We start from the raw sequence: 23,948 nt of genomic DNA on the forward strand, positions 1-23,948 counted from the left end.
CTTTAAATCCTCAACCTATTAAGTCTGCGATGGGAAGATGCCTTGGAGGGCAATACAGAAACTGATCGTTAAAAATGGAGCCATATTCAGGTGGGCTTGGCTGCCACCCACACTACTTACTGCTAAACCGCTCAATGCCCCAGTGGGCTGGGCGTTAGTATAGCCATTGACCCCACTTGAACGAGCAGGCGGATAGCCACTACCGCTATTGGCTGGCTGGTTTGAAGCAGCTACGGTGTGGTTGTGCGTTGGTAGTTCGCTTAATGTCAAGGTATGGGCTTGTTCGCCCGCCCGTTCGCCTAAAGTATGCCCATTGCCCATATGGATCGGAATCCGCCCACGCAAATCGGGCAAGCCAAAATTGACGCGACCATCGCCGCCATAGGTTGTGCCTAATAACGAAAATAAGGCTTGATTTTGATTAATTGGCAATAATTGACCATTACACAAAGCCCAACCCTTGGGGGCAAATACGAACGAAAATAGGCGAATTTCGGCTAAAAATGGTTCTGCCATATCAATGTCATCCTTTTAAATAGCTGGATGCCGATCGTTCGAACTTAGGTTCGTGGTGGGTAGACCCCTTGTAAGGCGATAATAAAATTTAGGGTTAGATAGGGCTGCATATTATTATGCGGTTGGTTATTGCCAGTAAGCCCAAGGGCTGTTTGGGATAATGTGGTATCAGGTGTCTTGCGAAAGGCATCAGTGGATTCGCTTGCCCCTAAAACATTACTCACTGGATTTGGGTTATTGCCATCTATTGGTACAAAGTTTAGGGTGTGATTATGGCTGGGGATTTCACTTTGAAGTAAGGTTACTGTTTCCACCCCGTTCGTTTCACCGAGTGACCGTGGGGATAAGCCAGGGCCTTGGCCTTGATGCTGGGGTCCCATGCCTTGAAAATTAGGCAGGGCAAAGTTGCTTTTGCCATTACCACCATAGGTTGTACCTAATAACGAAAACAAAGCAGTATTTTGCGAAAGTGGCAACAGCTGACCATCACAAAAAGCCCAGCCGCGGGGTGCAAAGTTGAATCCGACAATCCGAATTTCAGCAACAAATGGGTCTGCCATACAAGCACCTCAATAACTACATCTACTTAACGATTCAAGCCCAGCTTTTTTCGCCTAGGTTGGTGATGGGAAGATGCCAAACAATGAAATGATAAAATCAACGACCAAATAGGGTTGCATATTGTAATGGGGCTGTGAACCACCAACGAGGCTCAGCGTATTGGAGGCAAACGGCGAAAGATCACCAGAGCTTGCCCCTGCCACATAGAGGTTGGTTGAGCCAGCCGTAGCCCAAATGGCGTTTTGCGGAATATTGGTTGTGCCATTATTGTTGGTTGCAAATGATACGTGGGTATGATTAGGAATTTGTTGCATGATGAGGGTTACTTCTTCAACCCCCCCGGTTTCAGCCAAAACGAAGCCATTGCCTTGGTGCAACGGGAACCGCCCACGTAAATCGGGCAAAGCAAAGGTTTCTTGTCCATCACCGCCATAGGTTGTGCCAATTAATTGAAAGAGCGTTTCATACTCTGAGATAGGTAATAACTGCCCCTCGCAGAACATCCAGCCAGCTGGGGCAAAATTGCCTGCAAACATACGAATTTCACCGACATACGGTTGTGCCATGAGCGATCCTCCAAAAACTAAGGCCGCCATTCCATTTCGGTGTACATACTCAAGCCACCGACAGCTTGAAATCCCAAGCGTTTGTACCAAGCACTTACGCGCAGATTTTCTTTATAGACATACAAGCGAACAGGACGTTGACTGGCTTTGGCTTGGGCCAAAAACAATTCAAGCAATTTGCTACCGATGCCTCGCCCACGAAACTGCGGCAAGATCGTTATATCTAAAACGCGCATCAGGCTTGAACTTTGAAATGTGTACCAGTCGCCAATTGCTTGCTGTTTGTGTTGAATAATTTGAAAGCTCGCATCGGGGTAGTGTTGCAGATAGTGGGTGTGCTGAGCATGATATTGCATGCTGATAAACTCAGCCTTGCGTAGATCATCCCAATCAACGCGAGCCATTTCGGCGGCGCGCGTCGAGGCATACAAATTAAGCAGCAGTGACTCATCCTTCGGCGTCACTGCCCGCAGACTCAGCGGGGCTGCTAATCCAATCATCGGTGATCTCCTTCAGCACACCAAACCTTAGTCGATTAAGCGAACCGCAGCTTTAGCCATTATTAAATATAGGGTTGGGTTACGCCGCTGCGGATCGCAGTAAGCTGTTGTTGAACCTTGGCCTGATCGAGCGCTGCAAAACTGATTGGCGCTGCTTGGCGTTGTTGGCTTACTAAAAAGTGCAGATAGGTTGGCGCATTAGTCGTTTGGAAGCGATCGATGCTGGTTGTTCCACGCAAACCGCTATAGCTACTAGCTTTGGTGCTTGCTGTGGTGCTGGCAATCAACAAGGCCGTATCGTAGCCTAAGGCGTGATGTTGGCTTGGCTCAGTGCCATAGGTTTTGCTAAATGCTTCGCGAAACGCTTGCTGGGTGGATGCATTCCAGCCGCCTGCATAGGCCAATTCGAGGCCTTGCTTGCGTAAGCGTTGAGCGAGGGTTGGCTCAAGCGTTGGGTTGGGGGTAATCCACAGGGCGTTGCTGGGCTGGGTAAAGCTCTGCCACCACTGCTGGGCTTCGGCGGCATTTAATCCCAGATACACCAGATCGGGGTTGAGGCTGGCAACTTTGGCTGTTAGCTCAGCGAGGTTGGTCTGAGGAGTGATGTTCCAATCGGCGATGAGCTGGGCGCCACCAGCCAACAAGCCTTGTTCAAAGCCCCATGTGCAATCGTAGCCGCTGAGGGTTGTTGAGCGCAGAATAAGCGCGCGCTTGCCTCGCTGTTGGCTGGCCCAAACCGCGCTTTGCCAAGCAGCATCGGCCATGCCAAAACTATTGATCAATAGATTGGGGCTGGGGTTGGCAACGGCAAAATGTTCGCCGAGCGAGGCAGCAATGATCGTTTGTTGGGGCAAACTTTCGCTGAGCATTTGCAAGCCCAAGGGTGTGCCAAGGCTCAACCACGTGGTTGCTGGCGGTTTGGAGCTAAGAATTTGATCGATCGTTTGCGGGGCTTGAAACTTAAACCTGAAGGGCACCACTGCTTGCGCGCTGGCGAACTGCAAACCGAGCAATAATTCCTGAACTGCCTGCTGGCTATGCAGTTGGGTAGGCAGACACAGGCCAACCTGCATTACCTCTGGCTCTCGTTGCCGAATAAGGCTTCTCTCGTTGGCAGCCGCTAATTCTGGCATGCTGGCAAGCACCCCTGAAATAGCACCCAACTTGAGAAACTGCCGCCGATTGATGGCTTGATTGTGGTCTTGATCGGGCATGGTGGCATCCTCAATTGTATTAAGTTTTTAGTCTGGATCGGGCAATGCGCCAAAAGCATACCATAGCCTTTTAAAACCCTTATAGGTCAAAGGTCATAGGAGGGTATAGTACCTAGGCTGATAGATAAAACATTAAAAACCACCGCATGGGGTGCGGTGGTGAAATGAGCCTTGGATAAAGCAAACCTTACACTTAGCTCAAGGTCTATTTTGAGGCTTAAATAGGCAGTTTGAGCAATACGACTGGGCCTAGTTCTGCTAGGCCCAGTCGTAACGATGCCAAAACCACAAGTCCTAGACTTCCATGACCTCGGCTTCTTTGGTCGCGCCGATCGTTTCGACCTCTTTTTGGAAGCGGTCGGTCAATTTTTGCAAATCTTCTTGGCCACGGCGCTCGTCATCTTCCGAGATGGCCTTATCTTGCTGCAATTTGCGGATGGCATCTTGGGCTTCGCGGCGGACATTGCGAATCGCCACTTTGCCATCTTCGATTTTGGCTTTAACCTGTTTGACCAACTCCTTGCGGCGTTCTTGGGTCAACTGTGGAATTGCCAAGCGAATCACGCGGCCATCGTTGCTAGGGTTGATGCCCAGCTCTGAGTTTTGAATGGCCTTTTCGATTGCCTTGATCGCGCCTTGGTCGTAGGGTTGAATCGTCAGCATGCGGGATTCTGGGGTGGCGATATTGGCCAATTGGTTGAGTGGCATTTCAGCGCCATAATATTCAACCTTCAAATCTTCGACCAACGCGGGAGAAGCGCGGCCAGTGCGCACAGCGCCAAGGGTATGGCGCAACGAATCGATGCTCTTTTTCATTTTGGTTTCGGCATCGCGTAAGACATCTTTGACTGTCATACAAAAAACTCCTTGTAGTTGGCTAGCGCTACGCAGAGGTAGCGGGGGCTTCAGTACTGGCATTGCTAATCAAGGTTCCAACCTGCTCACCTAGCACAATTCGTTCCAAATTGCCTGGGGTATCGAGGCTGAATACAATGATAGGCAAGTTATTATCCATGCAAAAGGTCAGCGCCGTACTGTCCATAATCGTTAAGCCACGAGTCAGGGCATCAAAATAGGTAATATGGTCAAATTTGGTTGCTGTGGGGTTGGTGCGTGGGTCAGCGCTATACACCCCATCAACCCGATTTTTGGCCATCAGAATCACATCGGCGTCGAGTTCGGCGGCGCGCAAGGCAGCGCCGGAATCGGTGGTGAAATAGGGATTGCCAGTGCCAGCGGCCAAAATGACCACTCGGCCTTTTTCCATATGGCGCACTGCTCGGCGGCGAATGTACGATTCTGCGACTTCATCCATTTTAATTGCTGTCATGGCCCGCGTTTGCATGCCGTTGCGCTCAAGTGCATCTTGCAAGGCCAAGGCATTGATAATGGTTGCAAGCATGCCCATATAATGAGCTTGGGGTGGTTCCATGCCAGCTTTGATTGCTGGGCCACCACGCCAGATATTGCCGCCGCCAAGCACAATTGCCACTTGCACCCCATGCGCCAACAATCGCTTAATTTCGGCTGACATATAGTTTAACACGTCAGGCGAAATATTGGTTTTGCCATCGCCAGCCAAGGCTTCGCCACTGAGCTTCAGCAAAACCCGTTTATAGCGTGGTTGCATACCAGAACCCTCCAAGTGAAAGTCAAAAGATCAAAAGCAAGGAAGAAACAAACAGCTGCCTAATTTCAGAAAAAAACCGCCGCCTGCGGATTGAGTCCAATCCACAAACGACGGTTGAGAGTGCCTAGATTGGGTTGCGCCAATCGTCGCACTGTTTAGTTGCTGCCAACTTCAAAGCGGCTGAAGCGGCGCACGACGATGTTTTCGCCCAATTTTGCAATCGCTTCTTGCACCAAATCTTTGATTTTGACGCTTGGATCTTTGACGAATTCTTGTTCGAGCAGAACGATTTCGCCATAGAATTTCTCGATGCGACCTTCAACAATTTTTTCAACAATGTTGGCAGGCTTGCCGCTGTCGACATTTTGTTGGCGCAAGATTTCGCGTTCGCGCTCGACTTCTGCTGTTGGCACATCTTCGCGATTGACATAAGCTGGGTTGGTTGCAGCAACGTGCAAGGCCAAATCGTAGGCCAATTTTTTGAAATCGTCGGTTTTGGCCACGAAGTCGGTTTCGCAGTTTACTTCCACGATGGCAACAACTTTATTGCCTGGGTGCACATAAACTTCAACCCGACCGTCACTGGCATCCCGTGATGATTTCTTGGCGGCAGCAGCTAAGCCTTTTTCGCGCAAGATTTTGATTGCAGCGTCAACGTCGCCGCTGGTATCTGTCAATGCTTTTTTGCAATCGAGAATGCCAGCACCGGTGCGTTCGCGAAGTTCCTTGACTTGATCCATCGAGATGCTCACAGGGTATTCTCCTTGTTGTAAAAACGGACGAGCATTGTTGCTCGTCCGGGGTTCTGGTGTCTATCGATACTAGGACGGCATTCGCGAGCGCAGGCCGGAATGACCTCGGCCTAGAATGCGTCTTCTTCGTACTTGGTTTGTTCGGCCAATGCACGTTCTTCGACATGTTGTGATTGACGGCGGTTTTGGCCTTCCAACGCTGCGTCGGCAATTTTGCCAGCCATCAGGCGGATAGCGCGAATCGCATCGTCGTTTGATGGGATTGGGTAATCGATTGGATCGGGATCGCAGTTGGTATCAACCATTGCCACCACCGGAATCCCCAGCTTCTTAGCTTCGCTAATGGCCAAGGTTTCTTTGTGGGGGTCGATCACGAACATAGCTGCTGGCAAGCGTTCCATCGTTTTGATCCCGCCGAATACGCGGTTCAATTTTACGATTTCGTCTTCCAACTTCAATGCTTCAGCCTTGGTAACCAAGTTGAATTCACCACGGTCGCGGCGCGCTTCCAAGTCGTGCAAGAATTTCAAGCGGCTTTTGATCGTTGAGAAGTTGGTCAACAGACCACCCATCCAGCGTTGGGTTACATACAATTGATTTGAGCGGGTGGCTTCGTCGCGCACAGCTTCTTGAGCTTGCTTCTTGGTGCCTACGAAAAGCACCTTGCCGCCGCCAGCAACTGCATCGGCTACAAAGCGATAGGCGCTTTGCAACGTGGTAACAGTTTGTTGCAAATCAATAATGTGAATCCCATTGCGATCCGTGAAAATATACGGACGCATCTTGGGGTTCCAGCGCTTGGTTTGGTGGCCGAAGTGAACACCTGCTTCAAGCAGGGCCTTCAGCGACACTACACGGTTGGTAGTTGTGTCGGTCAAGGGATGACTCCTTACAAAATAATGTTTTCCTCCGCCGCCGCAGTTATTCCAGCACTGAACCAATCACCCAGAGGATCGGCAGGAGCGGTGCCATGCAGACGACGTGCGTCACTAGCGACCAGCCCAAGGCTGGCACACCGTCGATTAGTATAGCACGACTAGAAGCAAAAATCAAAAGGGAGAAGCTAGAACAAAGAACATAGAGCATAGAACATAAAATCAGAAGGATGAAGTATGAGGGATGAAATGCCAAATCAAAAGGCAAAGGTGGGATGCAAGTTTGGATTATGGTCTTTTGACTAGCGGAGATTGGTTTGAAATCCAATAATTATTCCGCTAGCCAAAAGCCTTACTTCGTGCTCTTCGTGTCCTTCGTGGTTAAAAACTCAGCTACAATAGGCGAATTTTTTCGCGGTGGGTTTTGACCTCGCGCGTTGCATTGCGGGTATCAACCACAACTTTGCTTTGGGCAACGATGTTGGCATAATCAAAGGCGCTGTGGTCGGTAATAATCACGCTACAATGGGCTTGTTGCAGCAGTTCATCGGTCAAGGGCACGGTTTGGTATTCATGATTATGGTGATCATAAAATACGGTTACATGCGGATCGCAACAATAGACATTCGCTCCATCAGCCGCCAGCAAATCCATCACTTTGAAGATTGGCGATTCGCGGTAGTCGTCGATGTCTTTTTTGTAGGCCACGCCTAGTAGCACAATCGTCGAGCCTTTGATGCTGCGTTCTTGGTCGTTCAAGGCATGGCTAATGCGGTCGCGCACAAAGCGTGGCATGGTCAAATTGATTTCGCCTGCTAGCTCAATAAAGCGCGCCGAAATATCGTAGTGGCGTGCTTTCCACGCCAAGTAGAAGGGATCAAGCGGAATACAATGGCCGCCCAAGCCTGGGCCTGGCGTGAAGCGCATAAAACCAAACGGCTTGGTTGCCGCTGCATCGATAATTTCCCAGACATTCAAGCCCATACGGTCACAAATCAAGGTTAATTCGTTAACCAAAGCAATGTTGACATTGCGGAAAATATTCTCAAATAGCTTGGTCATTTCGGCGGCTGCTGGCGACGAAACTTCGGTTACCGCCGAAACGATATGCCCATAGAACAACGAGGTCAGTTCGTTGCACTGCGGCGTAACCCCACCAACAACCTTGGGAATATTGTGCACCTTGAAATTGACTGAGCCGGGATCGATTCGTTCTGGCGAGAAGGCCAAAAAGTAATCTTCGCCAACCGTTAAATTGCAAGCATCGAAGGCTGGCTTCAAAACTTCAACCGTCGTGCCCGGGTAAGTTGTGCTTTCGAGAATAATTAATTGGCCGGGGCGCAGGCGCTCGGCAATCTCATTGGTTGCCGCCTCGATGTAGCTCATATCAGGGTCGCGGGCCTCGTTGAGCGGGGTGGGCATACAAATAATAATAATGTCGCAATCGCGCAAGCGCTCAAACTGGGCGGTTGCCTCGATCAAATTATTATTGCGCAGCGCGGCCAAATCGCTGCTTGGCACATCGCCGATGTAGCTCACGCCATTGTTGATACTGGCGATTCGTTCGACGCTAATATCGAAGCCAAGCACATTAAACCCAACATTGCCAGCGCGGGCCAACATTGGCAAGCCAACATAGCCCATGCCGATAACCCCAACTTGAGCACGCCGTGTTTCGATCGCGCTGCGTAAATCTGCAAAGGTACTCACGCTAAATCCTTTATTGTTTCATAGATTTGCATCTATGCGAAACTGAAAACCATGCGCCAAGCAAGCCCGACGCGAAAATAATTGCTGTTGCAAGGAATGTTTAGAGCATTCCCCTATGTTGATATGCCCTTATCCCTGACATCCAATGGTTGGTTCTTAATCAACCCTTGGATGTCACCACCCTTCCGTCCCGCCTCAAGGCGGGAGACGCAGGGGGCTTTAATCCCCCTGCACCCCCTCAAGCGCAATCAGGGAACGTTATGCAGTTGCCGATGAACGATCAGATCATTGGATTGGATCGTAATGATTATTTAAACTTTCCCCAATGAGCTATACCCTCTCGCCGCATGGATTAGGGAGAAAGGATGTGAGGGTAGTTCAATCCTTATCTGTTGGTTTGAGCGCCGCTGTATACAGCCGCTCAAGTCGCTCTGCATAGCGATTCCATGTTAGTTCATGTTCAACCCGCAAGCGCGCCGCTGCGCCGAGCTGCGCCGCTCGTTGTGGTTGATTGAGTAGATCGATAATTGCCGCGCTGAGTGCTTGGGGCTGAGCTGGTGGCACGAGCACGCCATGTTCGCCCGCTGTGATGACCGCTGGTACACCAGCAATCTTGCTGGCAACAATTGGCCGCCCAGCGCCCATAGCTTCGAGCAAGGTGTTGGGCAAGCCATCGACGTTGCCGCTGCGATCGCGCACCGAGGGCAGCACAAAGATGGTTGCCGCATTCAAGGCGCTGTTGATTGCATCGTGGCCAATTGCCCCGGGAAACAGCACACTCGCGCCTAGTCCTAATTCAGCAACTTGGGCCTGCAATTGCTCCAAACCTGGGCCATAGCCACCAAGCATCAATTTGGCAGTTGGATGCTGGGCCAATACGCTGGCAAAGGCTTGCACCAAATAGTTAAAGCCTTTTTTCTCGACCATGCGCCCGACCGTAAATAATAATGGCGTGCTGGCATCCAGCCCATGCTGTTGGCGAAACGCTGCGCCAGCAGCAGCATCTGGCTGAAAATCGTGGGCATCGACACAATAGGGCAGCACATGCAACTTGCGTGGTTCAGCGCCCAAGGCCGCCGCGCGGGTAGTCAAATCGCTCGATGGCGCGGTAACTGCCGAGGCATAGCGCATAATCGCCGTGTTGATCCAGCCAGTTGGCGCGCTGCGTTCAGCAACCGAAACATCAGAGCCGTGGGTGCTGATAATCAGCGGCAGCTTGCGTTGGCGAGCTAAGAGCCACGCAGGAAAGCCATTTGGAATCGCCCAATGGCCATGAATTAGATCAAATGGTTGTTGTTTGGTGAGCTGGGCCATCGTGCGCCAGGCTGAAGCAACTGCCAAGGGAGCGACCAAAAACGCAGCATTGCGCATCTGCACATCATTATGCAAGGCCCCTGCATAGCCCCAAACACTCAAGCTTGGATGCGGCGCATAGCGATAGCGATGCAGCTTGATGCCCCGAACCACAGCGCCGCGCTTTAATTCTGGATGCTCAGGCAACAGCATGTGCACCTCGTGGCCACGCTCGACCACGGCTGCGGCAATTTCTTCGATAAAGGGCGCAGTCATCTCACCGGGATATTTGGGAAACGACGACGCAATCATGAGTATGCGCATACAATCACTATTCGCTCATAAGCTAGTAGCCAACGCTATAGCCTCGTATGATGGTGAAATCAAACTTGGAGTCTTTGGAACGTTGATGCGCCAGTTTTGGCTCCAGCAAACTGGCGTTATTGAATTTCGTAGATGTAGACTGTGCGATTTTTTGGCCCCGCAAAACTGGCCCGCAACTTAAAGCCCGCTAGTTCCTCGCCTCGCAGCAAACGACCTAAGCCAATTTGGGCTTGATCTTTGTTGTTTTGCACAGCATTGACCACGATAAACGAGGCTTTGTAATACGTTGCAACCTGCTTGATCACGTTCAAATCGGCCACATTTGGGTTCATCACCGCAGCGCGTTCGGCATGGAAATTGAGCTGCCACGGCACACGGGTCATTACCACAGCCTCTGCTGGCGTGTTTTGGCGCAACCATTCAAAGGCCTGCAAATCGGGCTGCCACTCGGCATATTCGCTGCCAACCACGGTCGCGCTTTTATTGGCGGCCTCGACCCAGCCAGGCGTAAGCGCCAAAACCAGCAAATAGCCAGCAACCACCAAGGCCAAAGGTCGCCCGCGCTGGTTCCAGCAACGAGCAATGGCATCGTGAATCGCCACCAGTGCGCCTGCTGCCAGCAAAGCCAAAAACGGCACTAATGGCACAAAATAGCGTTCTTCGTCGGCGTGCCAATAGAATGCTAAAAACATGATATAGGGCGCGAAACTGGCTGCAACCAAGGCCATCAGGCTCGCTTGTTGGCGGCGGGCTGCCAGCAAACCAATTAAGCTCAGCCATGCTCCCAACATCAACCAAACATAGGGCTTGCCATTCACGCCCTGATCGTTGTTTCCCATCAAATTGCCGCGTCCGCTTAATACTCCCAAGGCGGGACTGGCTGGCAATAGGTAGTTGCGGGTGGCTTCAAATTGATTGCCAATTTTATCAAAGGTCTTTTGATAGCCCCAACGCAGAATCCAGCTTGGTTCAGGCAGGCCATTGCTGCCCGGCAAGCCTTGCTCGTTGGTGTAGATATTGTAGATCGAATCGAAATTTGTGTAGCCGATGATCCAAGCATCGTAGCTTTCGGTCGAAAAGGCGGGCTTGCCAAACTCGTGGAGGTTGCGCGCAATGTAGGGTGCAAAGACCAAAACCGCTGGCAATACCCACCACAAAGCCGCTGTGCGATAGGCTTTCCAGCGATCGTCGACCTGCCACAAACGCCAAATCAGCCATAAGCCCATGCCGATTGCCACAATCACTGCACTGGTTTTTTGCCAACACATCAGCCCAATGATTAAGCCCGAGCCAAGCAAGCGCTCTTTGCTGTGGGTCATAATACTGCGCCAAAGCAACCAAATTGCCGCTACGTAAAACAGCACAAACGCCAAATCCGAAGTGCTATAAATCATCAAACGAAACATATGCCGATTGATCAAGACCAATAGCACCGCGATCAAGCCAACCCGTGCATCCCATAATTGGCGGGCAATGCGGTAGATCAACATCGAAAGTAAGCTAAAAAAGATCAGATTAGGGATTTTGGCAGCCCATGGTTCTGGCCCAAACAAGGCAAAAAATGGCGCAATCCAGACTGGCTGCAACATAGGCCAGGTTTCTTGCACCCGCGTCACGCTACCATTGGGATAAAGCTTAAAAAACTGGGTGACATAATCAACAACCCAGCCGCGTCCAGCCACTAAATTGCGCGCAACCACGCCATTATCCGAATAATCGGCGTTGCCAAGGTAGTTGATTTGGCGAATTACGCTCCAACTATAGAGCAGCCAAACCCCAACCAGCACGCCAAGCACCGCCCAGCCCAAGCCTTGGCGCGTGCGCAAGCGTCGATTGAGGCGATCGAGCATGCGATTGAAATCGCCCCAGTAGAAAGCGGCGATAAACAGACTTGCCACCGCCAACGACACCACGATAATCGCGCCAGGATCGTACATGCGAGCTTTGGGCAGCCAGGTATTTGCTGCCTGTTTCAATGGCGGCCAACTGAGCGCCAGCAAGCCAATAATCGCCGCGAAGCCCAGCCCATAATCGAAATGTTGGCTCAGCCGCTCGCGGAAGTGCAACCAGCCATCAATCAGCAGTTGGCGTGCATTCCAGAGCGCTTGCAAGCCCACGCTGAGCAACACAAGTTCAAACGATGGTTGCAGCCAGTGGCGGGCAAAATAGACTAGATTGAGCCAAAAAGCCACCAAAACCAAGCTGAGCAAAAATAGTGGCCAGCGCGCCCGAACGCTCTGCCAGCCAGCCAGCACAATCAAGCCCAAAGCCACAGCCATGCGCCAAATCAGGCTCCAAGCAGGCAAATTCAGGCCAACGGTGTTGGTGGTGGCACTTACGCCATACAAGCGCAAGCCATGCGGGCGGCGGTCGCTGGGGTAGAGAGTTGTGCCCGTAAAGGTGGCAGTGTTTTCCAAGGCTGGGAGTTGTTGCAGGCTATCGCTGAGCCGCAATTCAAGCTCTAAGTTGCTTTGGCTCAGCGCTGGAGTGCTTAATTGATAAATTGTACGTTGGCTGCTGGCCTCAAACACGCCGATAACTTGTTGATTGACCAGCACATGCACGAAGGGTTGGCGCAGATCGCTGCGCAACACATCGTCGGGCCAGCCAACCAGATCAAGCGCCAAGCTATAGCTGCTGTTTGCGCCAAGCGCTGGAATTTGAATTTGCGTGCTGCCGCGTGTCCAGCGAAAACGATTGCCGTTGGCATCAAGTTCATCGGGGAAAACCGTGCCAAGATCGGTTGCGGCTTGGCCAAGCGCCTCGCTCGAAACCAAAAAAGGCTGATCGCCCAGACCATCGCTGGCAATCCGCACCTGAGTTGGCAACTGATAGAGTGCCGTTAAAAGCCCGAGTGCTATCAGCAACACACTTGCGATTGTAATGATCCATTGACGCAGCGACCATGCAGTGCGGCGTTGCCACCAGTGTTGTATCAAGCCAGCCTCAATATCGTTTCATCGATCACAACGTGGCATTATACCAGAGCATTGCGACGCTGCTTTTCAGCCATTTTTCATTGTATTTGGGCTTGGCTTTATGCCATGATGGCGGGTATTTGGAGGCAATGATGATCAAAGCAATTGTTTTTGATATTGGCGGCGTGTTGGAAATTACGCCCCCAACTGGCTGGATTGGGCATTGGGAGCAACAATTGGGCTTGGCTGCTGGCAGCATCAACCAGCAACTGCACGATCTTTGGCTCGGCGGTAGCATCGGCACGGTTAGCGAGCAAGCAGTCGAAGCTGGCATCGCCGAACGCTTAGGCTTGGATGAACATCAATTAGCAGCCTTTTTGGCCGATTTGTGGGCTGAATATTTAGGCACGCTTAATCACGAATTACTTGCATTTTTTGCCAGCCTACGCCCACGCTATACCACTGCGATTTTGAGCAATAGTTTTGTGGGCGCACGCCAGCGCGAGCAAGCCGCCTACGGCTTTGAAGATTGCTGCGATTTGATTATCTATTCGCACGAAGAAGGCCTGAAAAAGCCCGACCCAGCCTTTTATCGTTTGGCCTGCGAGCGGCTTAACATCCAACCCCACGAGATGATTTTCCTCGATGATATTGAGGTGGTGGTTGAGGCCGCCCGCGCTGTTGGGATTAACGCCATTCTGTATCGCTCAAATCAACAGGCGATTGCTGAGATTCAGGCCTTGTTAGCAGCTGCTTGATCGGCTTGGGCCAAAATTTCATACAACAGCACGCCCGTGGCCACCGCCAAATTCAGCGAATCTGCTTGGCCGCGCATTGGCAGGCTGACCAAGGCTTGGCATTGGGCTTGTTGTTCTGCATCCAAACCTTCGCGCTCGCTGCCCATCAGCAAAATTAATGGTTGGAGGTAGCGATAGCTGCGATAATGGCTGCTAGCTGAATCTGCCGCGCCAACCAGATTAAAGCCGCTTTGGCCAAGCCATTGGCGAAATTCAGCCCATGTTGCTTTGACCAAGCGCTGGCTGAATAAGGTTCCCATGCTAGCGCGTGCGGTTGCTGGATCGTAGGGATCGGTGCAATCGCCAAGCAAGATCACGCCAGTGGCGCCGACCGCATCGCCAGTGCGCAAAATCGTGCCCAGATTGCCAGGGTCGCTGATCGCGTTGAGCGCGATCCAGCATAGGCCTTGCTCGGGTCGAACTTCAGCCAAACTAGACCATTGTTGTTGAACAACTGCCGCCAAGCCTTGCGGGCCGTCTTTGCTCGAAAGGCTGGCAAACACCTCGCCGCTCACTTCGAGAATTGTGATCCCTTGTTGGCGTTGCTGCACAACTAATTCTTGGGCAAATTGGCTGCGCAATAACTCTGGGGCGACGATTAATTGCTCGATTGCAGCGTTGGCTTGGGTTGCCTCGGTGACATTACGAATGCCTTCGATAAAAAAGAGGCCTGTGGCTTCGCGCTCGCGGCGTTGACGCAAGGCCCGAATCTGTTTAATCATTGGGTTATTTCTGCTGGTTAACATGGTTTAAAACTTTCTGGTTGCAATTGGTGCTGGAGCTATTGTAACAACCAATCAGCAAAATTGATCCACAAAGAGCACGAAGAGCACGAAGGGCCGAAACCGCGAAGCACGCGAAGAGCACGAAGTAAGGGCTATAGGCTGTTGGCTATTGGAATACGTATTGTGATTGCAACCAATCTCCAATAGCCCAAAGCCCATAGCCATGCTTTCTCTGCGCCTCTGCGTTAAAGGAAGGTAACCACGAAGCGCACGAAGCGTGCGAAGGGCCGAAACCGCGAAGAACGCGAAGAGCACGAAGGGTTAAGGCTATTGGAAGAATTATTGTGATTTCCAACCAACATCTGCTAGCCCATAGCCATGCTTTCTCTGCGCCTCTGCGTTAAATTTAACCCCATCTGTTCTCTGTTCTCTGTTCTATGTTCTTTTTGCCTTCTGATTTTATGTTCATCCCTCTGCTCTCTGTTCTTTCCTTCATCCTTCATCCCTCATACTTTATCCTTACATTAGGGTCTTTATATGGTATAGTCTGTGCGGAGTTCTTGCTAAAAGGCAACATTGTGGAAGATATTGAATATAGCGTGATGGCGGCGGTTGAGGAGCAACACTGGTGGTATGTCGGCATGCGCCACATCGCCCAAGCATGGCTTGATCAATTGCCAGTGCATCGCGCTTGGCGCGCGCTCGACGCTGGTTGTGGCACGGCGGGCAATGTCGCCTATTTATTAGGCGATTATGGCCCAGCCTATGGCTTGGATTTGATGCAAGCGGCGGTGCAGTTGGGCCGCAAAAAAACCGACGCGCCGCTGACCCAAGGCTCGGTGCTGACCTTGCCCTATCGCGATGCAAGCTTTGATTTGGTAACCTCGTTTGAGGTGTTGTACCATCGCGCAGTGCCCGACGAAGTGGCGGCCTTGCAAGAAATTTATCGCGTGCTCAAGCCTGGTGGTTGGGTTTTGCTGCGCATGCCAGCCTACCATTGGCTCTATTCTGCTCACGATCGCTCGGTGCATACCCGCCGCCGCTACACCAACAAGGAAGTTCAGCAGTTATTGCGGGCCGCCGATTTTACGATTGAACGCAGTTCGTATATCAACAGTCTGCTGTTTCCCTTGATTTTGGTGCAGCGCTTAATCGAGCGAATTCGGCCAAGTGCGCCAACCAGCGACTCGGCGATGCAATTGCCAAGCCGCTTGGCCAACAAACTATTTGGCGCGGCCATGAACTTCGAAGCCCGTTGGCTCGAATCGGGCGCAGGCTTTCCATTTGGGCTATCGATTTTGACCCTCGCTCAAAAACCCAATCATTCGGTATAATCACACGATAGATTTATAGATTGAGAACATTGCATGCAAGCTTTTTTAACCAATATTGCCCAACGCCCAGCTTTATGGGCTACATTGCGGCGAATTGTTGAAAATAATTATGTTGGAGAACGTGCCGCAATTGCCGATGAATTGACGCCATGGCTACAAACCAAGCCACGGCGCTTTTTGGATTTTGGCTGTGGCACTGGTGAATTTGCTGCATCGTTTCCGCAGCACAGCTATATGGGCGTTGATCTTTCGCAAGGCTATGTGCGCTATGCCGCCACGTTCAGCGATCATCGTTTTGGGGTGATGAACGGCAATGCCTTGGCTTTTGGCGATGCTAGTTTCGATGCAGCCTTAATTGTGGGCGTGATTCACCATCTTGATGATGCATTGGCCCAAGTTACGGCCCGCGAACTGCATCGCGTTTTGGCTCCTGGCGGCGAAATTTTGATGCTTGAAGATATTCCAGCCCAAGATTGGTGGAATCTGCCCGGGCGCTTGATGCATTGGCTTGATCGCGGCGATGCGATTCGCCAAGACGAAGATTATGGCCGCTTATTTGCGCCCTACTTTACTATCCAACGTCGCTGGTCGATTCGCAGTGGAATTTGTGATTATGCAGTTTACCGTTTTAGCCGCGTCGATTAAACGTGGAGTTGGCGAGCATGGCACTGCTATTCGCTTGTTTAGCAGTGCAATTGGCCTGCTGATCGCTGGGCAATTGTGTTATCGCAAAGCCTTGTTGACTGCTACGCAGCATAGTTTAAATAGCCTGTGGCAGGTAAGCCAAAGTTTGTGGGGCATTTTGGGCATTGGCCTGATTTTGCTTTCGCTCATTCCATGGCTGGCCTTGCTGGCGCGCCGCCAATTGAGCTTTTTCTACCCACTGTGGAGCATCGCCACGATTATCGTGGTGCTGATCAATTGGTGGTGGTTTGGCGGTGGCATGTCGTGGCAAACCCTTGCTGGCATTGGCCTGGTCTTTGTTGGGGTCAGCCTGTTGTTTCGCGGTGGACATAGTATTTGACAATTGGGGATCGGTTGTTGGGAGTTGGGGATCGGGCTGGAGCAATGAAGTACGAGGGATAAAACGTTAATCCTTGATAGATTAAACCCGATCCCCGATAACCGATCCCCGACCCCCAACAAACAAACGAGCAAACATATGATGCAAACGTGGTGGATTATTGGTGCGGTGCTGGCGATGATGCTTGGCAATTTAATTGTTCGCGCAGGCATGGTTGGGGTGCAAATGGCCCACACCAACCGTTTAAGCACCTTGCAAGTCTTGCGCTATGGCATCCGGCGTTGGCAAGTTTGGCTGGGCATGCTGCTGCTGTTTGTTGGCATCGTAGCCTGGATTAGCAGCGTAGTTTGGTGGCGCTTGGAGCTAAGCTATACCTTGCTTGGCTTGAGCTATGTCGCCACGATTGTGTTTGCATGGTGGTTTGTCGGCGAAACCCTGACCCTCGAAAAAATGTTTGGGGCGATTATCATTGTGGTCGGCATTCTGTTGATTATTCGTGGTAGTGGATTCTAAGGGGCGTTTGTGCACATGGCGCTGGGTCGATATGCCCGTGTAATTTTGCTAAGCAGCATCGTTGCTGGGCTATTGCTGTGGCTTGGCTGGCAACGTTTAGTTCCTTTCAACCTTGCGATTGGTGGCGATTTAGTCATTGGTGAGTCGGGCGAGCAATTTGCCTTGATGTATGATCAGCCTTATCTCACTAATGTGCATGCCCCCGAGCCTGCCACGGTCGATCTCAGCACCACAGAAACCTATCGCTGGACGCAGCCAGAAGCAACGATTGATGTGCCGTATCTGAATGGCAGCGCGCAGCTTGTTCGCCTCAGTTTAGCGCCGCCATCAGTACCCCAAACCCCGTTTTTGCTCAAAGCCAATGCTGCCGAAGTTCGAACCGATCTGCCACCAGGCCAACGCACATTACACATCTTTGCCCCAGCCAGCGCTGATGGTGGCCTCAAGCTCGAATTGCAAGCGCCGACCTATAATGCCAGCCCCGACCCGCGCTTACTGGGCGTAGTTTTGTATCGCATGGAGGTTCAGCCGCTTAGCCATAGCTGGTTTATGCCATGGGCTGGCTGGCTCGATTTGCTAGTGTTGGTGATTGTGGTTGGCTTAGGAGCGGCGCTGGCTGGCTTGGCCCCGCTGACTGCTGCTGGCGCGATGCTGGTCACGAGCAGTGGTTTGGGCGTGTTGTTGGCAACCGTGCGCACGATTGTCACGCTCGATACAGGCCAATTGCGCAACATTAGCTTGGCTTGTTTAGTCGTCGTGGGCTTGGGGCGCTGGTTGGCTGAACGGCGCCAAAACCTCGAAATTGCCCTGGTAGCGGGCATGACGGCGCTTGGTTTGGCCTTGCGGTTAATTGGCATTCGCCATCCGCAAACCAACTTTAGCGATCTGCTGTTGAACGTCAACAATCTTGCCAGCACCAGCTCTGGCGATTTGCTGTTTACCGAAGGCTTACCCTGTGCTGCGGGCGCTGGCCGTTCGCCCTATCCGCCTGGCACCTATCTCTTCACCCAACCATTGAGTGTATTGCTACCAGCTAGCTTCAATCGGGGCATTTTGATTCAAGTGGTTGGGGCGTTTGCCGATGCTATGGTTATTCCATTGCTGTGGTGGCTGGTTGATCGCACTCGCGATGCGCGAACTCCGGCGCGGGCGGCTTTGTGGGCGGCCAGCCTGTATCTTGCGCCCTTGGCGATGTTACGGGCAATGGTGATTGGTGAATGGAGCAATGTGCTTGGGCAGGCAATTGCCTTGCCTGTGCTGGCATGGCTTGGGCTGTGGCTAGCCAGCAATCAGCCGCGCGCTTGGCAACCAGCCCTAATCGCTGGCCTGACGGTTGCGGCCTTGCAGCATAGTGGCACGATGTTGTCGCTTGGGTTGTGGGGCGTGGCGCTCGCCGGATTTTTGGCTTGGCAACGGCAATGGTCGGTGCTTGGGCGGCTGGTGGTGATTGGCACGAGTGCGGTGGTGTTGGCGGTTGGCTTATATTACAGCAATTTCTTGGGCGACCCAAGCCTTGCCAACAATGGGGTAATTTGCCCAGCCCCACGTCCGCTCGGCCAAAAACTGTGGGGCGTGGTTTGGAACGATCTGATTGCGCTCGATGGGCGGGTTCCTGCTTGGTTTTGGTTGGTCGGGTTGGGTGGAGCATTCAGCTTGCGCCACGGCTTAGCGCGTTTGGCAACCCCAATTTGGGCTTGGCTGGCAACCTTCGTGCTTTCGCTTAGCTCGTTGATTTGGTCGGAGCAAACCGTGCGTTGGTGGCTGTTTATCTTGCCTGCCTTGGCCTTGAGCGGCGGAGTTGGCTTGGCAACATTGGCCCAACGCGGGCGCTTTGGCCGCGCTAGCGCGATTGCTGCCAGCTTGTTCATTATCGCCGCCTCAATGGTGCTCTGGACTGACTTTATCATCGAGTATCGCACTGGGGCGTTTGTGCCGTAATGTGATGAAGAACATAGAACATAGAGCAAAAATCAAAAGGCAGAAGTCAAAAGGCAGAAGTCAAAAGAGCATCCAACAGAGAACAGAGGGATGAAGGATGCAATGCACGGACGAGGGAATGAGCAACCTTCGCGATCTTCGCGTCCTTCGCGGTTTCGGTGCTTCGTGCTCTTCGTGCCCTTCGTGGATCAATTTTTAACGCAGCGGCGCAGAGGATTAAGGGCGATAGACTGAAGGCTCTGGACTAGCGGAACGTTTTGTGGTAGTGCAATAGCCCAGAGCCTAGAGCCTTATCTTCGTGTCCTTCGCGCTCTTCGCGGTTCCGTTTCACTGAACCCTGATCCCTCGCCCCTGATCCCTCGCCCTCGTGGATCAATTACATTCCAAGCAAGGCTTTGACTGCGTGATAGTAATCGACTAAGCCATCGATGCTGACCCACTCGTCGTCGGTGTGTAGGCCAGCGCCTTCTGGCCCCCAACACACCGCTGGAATGCCTGCATCGCTGTAGAAACGGGCATCGGAGCCAAAATGCTCGCGGAACAGTTGCGCTTCGCGGCCAAGGCTGGTTTGCTGAGCATCAACAATCCGCTGTAAATTTGGCTCCTCGGCAGCGGTATTCAGCGCCGTGCCGCGATGCAAAATTTGTACGTTAGCATTCGGTTCGCTGGGCGTGGCAAAAGCTTGCTTCACATTATCAATCACCGCATCAGCGCCTTCTTCTGGCGTCCAGCGAATATCGAGATTGAGCTGGGCGTTGGCGGGAATCCGATTGCCAGCATCGCCGCCTTTGATAATCGATGGGGTAACTGTGGTGCGCCAAATTTCTTGCTCAGGCGTTGGATAATAGTTGTACAAGCGCCCAAGCCCGCTGGCCAAGCGCTCAATTGGATTTACGCCTTCCCAAGGCCGTGAACCGTGGGCAGGCACGCCTGGTTGCTCAACCGCCAACCACAAAATGCCCTTGGCTCCGTGGCAAATATTGAGGTTGGTCGGCTCGCCAGCAATAAATAAATTGGCATGCCAGCCTTCATCACGCAACAAGGCTGTGCCATTTGCCCCGCCAATTTCCTCGTCGGTGACAAATTGGAAGCTCACGCTTGGGCGTTGCTCGGCAGGCAATTGGGCAATTTCTTTGATAATTTCAATGTAGACCGCCGCCGAACCTTTCATGTCTTGCGTGCCGCGCCCATACAATTTGCCGTTGCGCTCGAAGGCTTGCCATTGTTCAGGGCGGGCTGGCACAACATCAAGGTGGGCATTTAAAATAATATCGCTGCGCAGTTCTTGGCTGAAATTGACGACCAACATTGGGTAGCCACTCGCATCGCGATGATGCAATTGTGCCGCTGGATAAGCAGCTAATTCGGCTACAACTAAATCAATCACTGGCTGTAAATCGCGCTTTTCGGCGGAAACACTGGGAATTGCCACCAAACGCGTGGTTAGATCAACCAAGGTTGTACGAATCGACACACAGAACCCCTTTCGCTAAGCATTGCTTCATTGTAACAAAAGCCCTAACGCATTGCGCTAGGGCTAAAGGTGGAACCCTGATTGAAGCTGATTTAGCGGCCTGGGCGGGCGCCAACTTGGACTTGCACGTCGCGGGTGCGGCCACCACCCTCGGCCACCGAGACCGTAATCCGATCGCCTGGCTTGGTGGTTAGCTCCAAGATTGCAATCACATCGCCCGATTCGAGCACTGCTTGGCCATTGATTGCCACAATTACATCGCCAACTTGCAAACCAGCTTGAGCAGCAGGCCCTTCGTAGAGTTGGGTAATGACAACGCCTTTGCTTGGCAGGTTATTGGCTTCAGCAAAGTAGCTATCGGCACTGGCCAAGGCTGCGCCCAAGAACGGGTGGGTATAGCTGCCATCACGAATAATTGCTGGCGCAACCAGCTTGACCAAATTGGCTGGCACTGCAAAGCCCAAGCCGATGTTTGCACCACGGCCTGATGGGTCGAGAATAAAGGTATTGACCCCAATCACTTGGCCTTGGCTATTGAACAACGGCCCACCAGAATTGCCTGGGTTAATCGCTGCGTCGGTTTGCAAAACGCCGGGGATTGAGAATGTGCTGCCACCACCTTCATTCTTGGCCCCGCGAATTGCGCTGATAATCCCTGCGGTGGCCGTGCGATTTTCGCCATAGGGATTGCCAATTGCCACCACCACATCGCCAACTTGAATCGCTGACGAATCGCCAAATTCGACAGGCACTAAGATGTTGGGGTTTGGATTGCGCACTTTAATCACTGCCAAATCCGAATCGCTATCGATCCCAACCAAATCGGCAATTGCTGCTTCGCCATCGATAAAATTGACCAAAACGCTGCGGCTGCTGCCGACAACGTGATTATTGGTTACAATATGGCCCTCTTTATCGATCACAAAGCCGGTGCCAAGCGATTCGCCTTGGCTGCTTTGCACATCGATGCGCACGACTGAGGGATTACCACGATTGTAGACCGCCCGAATTACATTGCTATACGCATCGACCGAAGCTTGATTGACTGGAATTTGGGCGCCAGTTGTGGCCTGCGGCACATTCGACGGTACAATGGCCGCATCGGCGACGCTTGGCCGCGCGGTTGGCGATTGAGTAACCACATCACAACTGACCATCAACAACATTCCCAGCAAAATGCCACTTAACATCCAGCCTAAGCGATCACGAAGCTGCATACAACCTCCAAAAAATCTAGTCCAATTTGGAACCTACGCCGAGTATAGCAAAAGCAGCGCCATCCTCCTACAGATAAAGTTCGGTATAATTGTCCTGATCCATGTTTGGTGATTGTCACTCGTTGTCGCTAGGACAATCTGTTAAAACACATGCTATTGGATTATTGCTCCACAAGGATGGCTCTATGTTTGGTTCATTTCTCGCCCGTCACTTCGATTTTCGGCCAGTTGCTGCCCGCCAATGGGTTCAATTGATCTTTGGCTTGAGCATGTATGGCCTGGCAATTAGCTTTATGATGCAGAGCCAGTTTGGGTTGGGGCCGTGGGATCTCTTTCATCAAGGGATTAACAAACTGACTGGCCTGAAAGTCGGTTTGGTCAGCGAATTGGTTGGCTTTGGTTTGATGGCAATCTTGCTGCTGGTTGATATTCGCTTTGGCTGGGGTACGATTAGCAACATCATTTTAATTGGCTTGGTCACTGATTTAACCATGCCTTTGATTCCTGTTGTATCAACATGGCCATGGCAATTGGGCTACTACCTGCTGGCGTTGCTGCTGTGTGGCATTGGCATCGGAGCCTATATTGGGGCCAATATGGGTGCTGGCCCACGCGATAGCTTTATGCTGTTTTTGGTGCGGCGTTTCAACTGGCCAGTGCGCCATGTCCGAACTGGCATTGAGCTTTCGGTGCTCTTTTTGGGCTGGATCATGGGTGGCGATGTTGGCTGGGGAACGTTGCTGTTTGCGGTGAGCATCGGCCCGGCGGTGCAATGGGGGCTGAAATTGTTCAAGGCCTTGCCACATTCAGCCAAACCTGAGCCTGTTGCTGCTGAGCCAGCCGAAGTTGCACCGTCGGTCTAAGATTTAGGTTACGTTATTTTGGTTTTTAGCCAAATCGTTGCTTATCAGAAATCGGCGTGTTCACCACCCTTCCGTCCCGCCTCAAGGCGGGAGACGCAGGGGTTTTCAGCCCCTGCACCCCAAATATTTAAGCGGTGGAATGTTGAAGTTGATTCTGTCGCCCCAATTGCTTCCCTTTGCAATCTTCGGGGTTGTCATTTTCTGACCCCTAGCCCATAGCATTTGAGGTTCAGGGGTCGGGGGCTGGGGATCAGTATCCCGTGCTGTGCCACCCTTTGTTGCCAACCCCAATGATTCTCCGATATCCAACAGCCTATAGCCTATAGACTTAGTTTCATGCGCTTCGTGGTTGCCGTTTTTCTGACCCCTAGCCCCTTGGACGACTCAAAACAGCCGTTCTTGGGCTGCATCTGGGTCAACTGGGGCTTGGCGCTCAAAATTAAAGGCTGGCAATTCAGCGAGGCTGGTAATGCCAAAAATATGCAAAAATTGGCTGGTTGTGCCATAGAGCACTGGGCGGCCAAGCGTTTCTGCGCGACCAACCTCGTAGATTAGCTCACGCGCCAAGAGCGAACGCACCACGCCACTCGAATCAACTCCACGAATTGCTTCAAGCCCAGCCCGCGTGACTGGCTGACGATAGGCGATAATCGCCAAAACCTCAAGCGCTGCTGGGGAGAGTTTTTGCGGTTGGCTCACGCCTAAAAAACGTTCGAGGGCGCTGGTAGCTTCGGGCGCGCTGACCAACTGCAAGGTGCCAGCTTGATCTTGCAAGCGAATGCCGCGCCCAATGAAGCGTTGGCGCAAGTCGGCAATCAGCAATGGCAAATCTTGCTCGCGCAATTCAAGCGCTTTGGCCAAGGTTGCATATTCAACCGCATCGCCAGCCACAAACAGCACAGCTTCGGCGCGCAGCAACAAATCGGGGTGTAAATGCTCAGGGCTTGGACTTGGATCAGGGCTTGATTGATCGATCTGCTCGATCAATGCTGTTGGCTCAGCAAGCGGCTCATCAACGCCAACATCGGCTGCAAGCTCAGGCTGATCGGTTGCGGTGCTAAGCATAGGTGGTTCTTGATCTACATTCATGGCTACATGGCTTGCTGATTTGGCGAAGTGTTGAACCAAACGGGCAATCACCAAGCCAAACAGCTTGAGCCAACGGCGCAGCATAGTTTGGCTTGGTGATTGCCCGCTCATGCAA

General features: G+C 52.1%; 23 protein-coding genes. 7 read left to right on the plus strand and 16 right to left on the minus strand.

Going from position 1 to position 23,948, the window contains the following annotated elements; all coding sequences use genetic code 11:
• Nucleotides 1–18: 18 nt before the first annotated feature.
• The 12 genes from SE18_RS21295 to SE18_RS21350 form a co-directional block, all read right to left on the minus strand.
• Complete coding sequence (locus SE18_RS21295) at nucleotides 19–516, minus strand: phage tail protein (RefSeq protein ID WP_054536495.1); 498 nt, start codon at nucleotides 514–516, stop codon at nucleotides 19–21.
• A 44-nt stretch (nucleotides 517–560) separates the two neighbouring features.
• Nucleotides 561–1,076, minus strand: coding sequence for a phage tail protein (locus SE18_RS21300; RefSeq protein WP_054536496.1), 516 nt, complete (start codon nucleotides 1,074–1,076; stop codon nucleotides 561–563).
• 54 nt (nucleotides 1,077–1,130) lie between these two features.
• Nucleotides 1,131–1,643, minus strand: a complete 513-nt coding sequence (locus tag SE18_RS21305) for a phage tail protein (protein ID WP_054536497.1) — start codon at nucleotides 1,641–1,643, stop codon at nucleotides 1,131–1,133.
• Nucleotides 1,644–1,660: 17 nt separating this feature from the next.
• Nucleotides 1,661–2,143: a GNAT family N-acetyltransferase gene (locus SE18_RS21310; RefSeq protein WP_054536498.1), complete on the minus strand. Its 483-nt coding sequence runs from the start codon at nucleotides 2,141–2,143 to the stop codon at nucleotides 1,661–1,663.
• Between the two features lie 62 nt (nucleotides 2,144–2,205).
• Nucleotides 2,206–3,357, minus strand: coding sequence for a type 1 periplasmic-binding domain-containing protein (locus SE18_RS21315; protein WP_054536499.1), 1,152 nt, complete (start codon nucleotides 3,355–3,357; stop codon nucleotides 2,206–2,208).
• A gap of 294 nt (nucleotides 3,358–3,651) precedes the next feature.
• Entirely contained in the window at nucleotides 3,652–4,212 is a 561-nt protein-coding gene (gene frr / locus SE18_RS21320; RefSeq protein ID WP_054536500.1) for a ribosome recycling factor, read from the minus strand.
• A gap of 28 nt (nucleotides 4,213–4,240) precedes the next feature.
• Nucleotides 4,241–4,987: a UMP kinase gene (pyrH, locus tag SE18_RS21325; protein ID WP_054536501.1), complete on the minus strand. Its 747-nt coding sequence runs from the start codon at nucleotides 4,985–4,987 to the stop codon at nucleotides 4,241–4,243.
• Nucleotides 4,988–5,142: 155 nt separating this feature from the next.
• Nucleotides 5,143–5,727, minus strand: coding sequence for a translation elongation factor Ts (tsf, locus tag SE18_RS21330; protein WP_054536894.1), 585 nt, complete (start codon nucleotides 5,725–5,727; stop codon nucleotides 5,143–5,145).
• Nucleotides 5,728–5,849: 122 nt separating this feature from the next.
• Complete coding sequence (gene rpsB, locus SE18_RS21335; protein WP_054536502.1) at nucleotides 5,850–6,617, minus strand: 30S ribosomal protein S2; 768 nt, start codon at nucleotides 6,615–6,617, stop codon at nucleotides 5,850–5,852.
• A 390-nt stretch (nucleotides 6,618–7,007) separates the two neighbouring features.
• Nucleotides 7,008–8,324 (minus strand): nucleotide sugar dehydrogenase, encoded by a 1,317-nt coding sequence (locus SE18_RS21340; RefSeq protein ID WP_054536503.1) that lies wholly within the window; start codon nucleotides 8,322–8,324, stop codon nucleotides 7,008–7,010.
• Between the two features lie 378 nt (nucleotides 8,325–8,702).
• Nucleotides 8,703–9,941 (minus strand): glycosyltransferase, encoded by a 1,239-nt coding sequence (locus tag SE18_RS21345; protein ID WP_083470064.1) that lies wholly within the window; start codon nucleotides 9,939–9,941, stop codon nucleotides 8,703–8,705.
• A 116-nt stretch (nucleotides 9,942–10,057) separates the two neighbouring features.
• The gene (locus SE18_RS21350) at nucleotides 10,058–12,880 is read right to left on the minus strand and encodes a glycosyltransferase family 39 protein (protein ID WP_152976715.1); all 2,823 of its coding nucleotides are present in this window, start codon (nucleotides 12,878–12,880) and stop codon (nucleotides 10,058–10,060) included.
• Nucleotides 12,881–13,011: 131 nt separating this feature from the next.
• Between SE18_RS21350 and SE18_RS21355 the strand changes: the two genes are divergently transcribed.
• Nucleotides 13,012–13,617: an HAD family hydrolase gene (locus SE18_RS21355; protein ID WP_201783521.1), complete on the plus strand. Its 606-nt coding sequence runs from the start codon at nucleotides 13,012–13,014 to the stop codon at nucleotides 13,615–13,617.
• Here SE18_RS21355 and SE18_RS21360 read toward each other — a convergent pair.
• Complete coding sequence (locus tag SE18_RS21360) at nucleotides 13,593–14,378, minus strand: TrmH family RNA methyltransferase (protein WP_236706934.1); 786 nt, start codon at nucleotides 14,376–14,378, stop codon at nucleotides 13,593–13,595. The two genes, SE18_RS21355 and SE18_RS21360, sit on opposite strands and share 25 nt — an antisense overlap.
• A gap of 581 nt (nucleotides 14,379–14,959) precedes the next feature.
• On the opposite strand from SE18_RS21360, the gene SE18_RS21365 reads away from it, so the two are divergent.
• The 5 genes from SE18_RS21365 (at nucleotide 14,960) to SE18_RS21385 (ending at nucleotide 19,190) form a co-directional block, all read left to right on the plus strand.
• The gene (locus tag SE18_RS21365) at nucleotides 14,960–15,715 is read left to right on the plus strand and encodes a class I SAM-dependent methyltransferase (RefSeq protein WP_054536507.1); all 756 of its coding nucleotides are present in this window, start codon (nucleotides 14,960–14,962) and stop codon (nucleotides 15,713–15,715) included.
• 33 nt (nucleotides 15,716–15,748) lie between these two features.
• On the plus strand, nucleotides 15,749–16,360 hold the full coding sequence (locus SE18_RS21370; RefSeq protein ID WP_054536508.1) for a class I SAM-dependent methyltransferase: 612 nt from the start codon (nucleotides 15,749–15,751) through the stop codon (nucleotides 16,358–16,360).
• Nucleotides 16,329–16,739, plus strand: coding sequence for a hypothetical protein (locus SE18_RS21375; RefSeq protein WP_054536509.1), 411 nt, complete (start codon nucleotides 16,329–16,331; stop codon nucleotides 16,737–16,739). Before SE18_RS21370 ends, SE18_RS21375 begins: the two co-directional genes overlap by 32 nt.
• 138 nt (nucleotides 16,740–16,877) lie before the next feature.
• The gene (locus SE18_RS21380) at nucleotides 16,878–17,252 is read left to right on the plus strand and encodes an EamA family transporter (protein ID WP_054536510.1); all 375 of its coding nucleotides are present in this window, start codon (nucleotides 16,878–16,880) and stop codon (nucleotides 17,250–17,252) included.
• A 15-nt stretch (nucleotides 17,253–17,267) separates the two neighbouring features.
• Nucleotides 17,268–19,190 (plus strand): hypothetical protein, encoded by a 1,923-nt coding sequence (locus SE18_RS21385; RefSeq protein WP_054536511.1) that lies wholly within the window; start codon nucleotides 17,268–17,270, stop codon nucleotides 19,188–19,190.
• A gap of 376 nt (nucleotides 19,191–19,566) precedes the next feature.
• On the opposite strand, the gene SE18_RS21390 is transcribed toward SE18_RS21385, so the two are convergent.
• Nucleotides 19,567–20,664: a M20 family metallopeptidase gene (locus SE18_RS21390; RefSeq protein ID WP_054536512.1), complete on the minus strand. Its 1,098-nt coding sequence runs from the start codon at nucleotides 20,662–20,664 to the stop codon at nucleotides 19,567–19,569.
• A gap of 92 nt (nucleotides 20,665–20,756) precedes the next feature.
• Nucleotides 20,757–21,881 (minus strand): S1C family serine protease, encoded by a 1,125-nt coding sequence (locus tag SE18_RS21395; RefSeq protein ID WP_054536513.1) that lies wholly within the window; start codon nucleotides 21,879–21,881, stop codon nucleotides 20,757–20,759.
• Between the two features lie 185 nt (nucleotides 21,882–22,066).
• Here SE18_RS21395 and SE18_RS21400 point away from each other — a divergent pair, with 185 nt between their 5' ends.
• Nucleotides 22,067–22,744: a YczE/YyaS/YitT family protein gene (locus SE18_RS21400; protein ID WP_054536514.1), complete on the plus strand. Its 678-nt coding sequence runs from the start codon at nucleotides 22,067–22,069 to the stop codon at nucleotides 22,742–22,744.
• A gap of 384 nt (nucleotides 22,745–23,128) precedes the next feature.
• Here the strand turns inward: SE18_RS21400 and scpB are convergent, their stop codons facing one another.
• A complete protein-coding gene (scpB, locus tag SE18_RS21405; RefSeq protein ID WP_236706936.1) occupies nucleotides 23,129–23,944 on the minus strand; it encodes an SMC-Scp complex subunit ScpB in 816 nt (271 codons plus the stop codon).
• Between the last annotated feature and the right edge of the window lie 4 nt (nucleotides 23,945–23,948).

The organism is Herpetosiphon geysericola (assembly GCF_001306135.1).
GTDB classification, from domain to species: Bacteria; Chloroflexota; Chloroflexia; order Chloroflexales; family Herpetosiphonaceae; genus Herpetosiphon; species Herpetosiphon geysericola.

Bases quoted from the DNA above. Each gene is read 5' to 3' on its own strand.
- SE18_RS21295 (WP_054536495.1), bottom strand. From the start codon at position 516: ATGGCAGAACCATTTTTAGCCGAAATTCGCCTATTTTCGTTCGTATTT.
- SE18_RS21300 (WP_054536496.1), bottom strand. From the start codon at position 1,076: ATGGCAGACCCATTTGTTGCTGAAATTCGGATTGTCGGATTCAACTTT.
- SE18_RS21305 (WP_054536497.1), bottom strand. From the start codon at position 1,643: ATGGCACAACCGTATGTCGGTGAAATTCGTATGTTTGCAGGCAATTTT.
- SE18_RS21310 (WP_054536498.1), bottom strand. From the start codon at position 2,143: ATGATTGGATTAGCAGCCCCGCTGAGTCTGCGGGCAGTGACGCCGAAG.
- SE18_RS21315 (WP_054536499.1), bottom strand. From the start codon at position 3,357: ATGCCCGATCAAGACCACAATCAAGCCATCAATCGGCGGCAGTTTCTC.
- frr (WP_054536500.1), bottom strand. From the start codon at position 4,212: ATGACAGTCAAAGATGTCTTACGCGATGCCGAAACCAAAATGAAAAAG.
- pyrH (WP_054536501.1), bottom strand. From the start codon at position 4,987: ATGCAACCACGCTATAAACGGGTTTTGCTGAAGCTCAGTGGCGAAGCC.
- tsf (WP_054536894.1), bottom strand. From the start codon at position 5,727: ATGGATCAAGTCAAGGAACTTCGCGAACGCACCGGTGCTGGCATTCTC.
- SE18_RS21345 (WP_083470064.1), bottom strand. From the start codon at position 9,941: ATGCGCATACTCATGATTGCGTCGTCGTTTCCCAAATATCCCGGTGAG.
- SE18_RS21355 (WP_201783521.1), top strand. From the start codon at position 13,012: ATGATCAAAGCAATTGTTTTTGATATTGGCGGCGTGTTGGAAATTACG.
- SE18_RS21360 (WP_236706934.1), bottom strand. From the start codon at position 14,378: ATGATTAAACAGATTCGGGCCTTGCGTCAACGCCGCGAGCGCGAAGCC.
- SE18_RS21370 (WP_054536508.1), top strand. From the start codon at position 15,749: ATGCAAGCTTTTTTAACCAATATTGCCCAACGCCCAGCTTTATGGGCT.
- SE18_RS21375 (WP_054536509.1), top strand. From the start codon at position 16,329: ATGCAGTTTACCGTTTTAGCCGCGTCGATTAAACGTGGAGTTGGCGAG.
- SE18_RS21380 (WP_054536510.1), top strand. From the start codon at position 16,878: ATGATGCAAACGTGGTGGATTATTGGTGCGGTGCTGGCGATGATGCTT.
- SE18_RS21385 (WP_054536511.1), top strand. From the start codon at position 17,268: ATGGCGCTGGGTCGATATGCCCGTGTAATTTTGCTAAGCAGCATCGTT.
- SE18_RS21395 (WP_054536513.1), bottom strand. From the start codon at position 21,881: ATGCAGCTTCGTGATCGCTTAGGCTGGATGTTAAGTGGCATTTTGCTG.
- SE18_RS21400 (WP_054536514.1), top strand. From the start codon at position 22,067: ATGTTTGGTTCATTTCTCGCCCGTCACTTCGATTTTCGGCCAGTTGCT.
- scpB (WP_236706936.1), bottom strand. From the start codon at position 23,944: ATGAGCGGGCAATCACCAAGCCAAACTATGCTGCGCCGTTGGCTCAAG.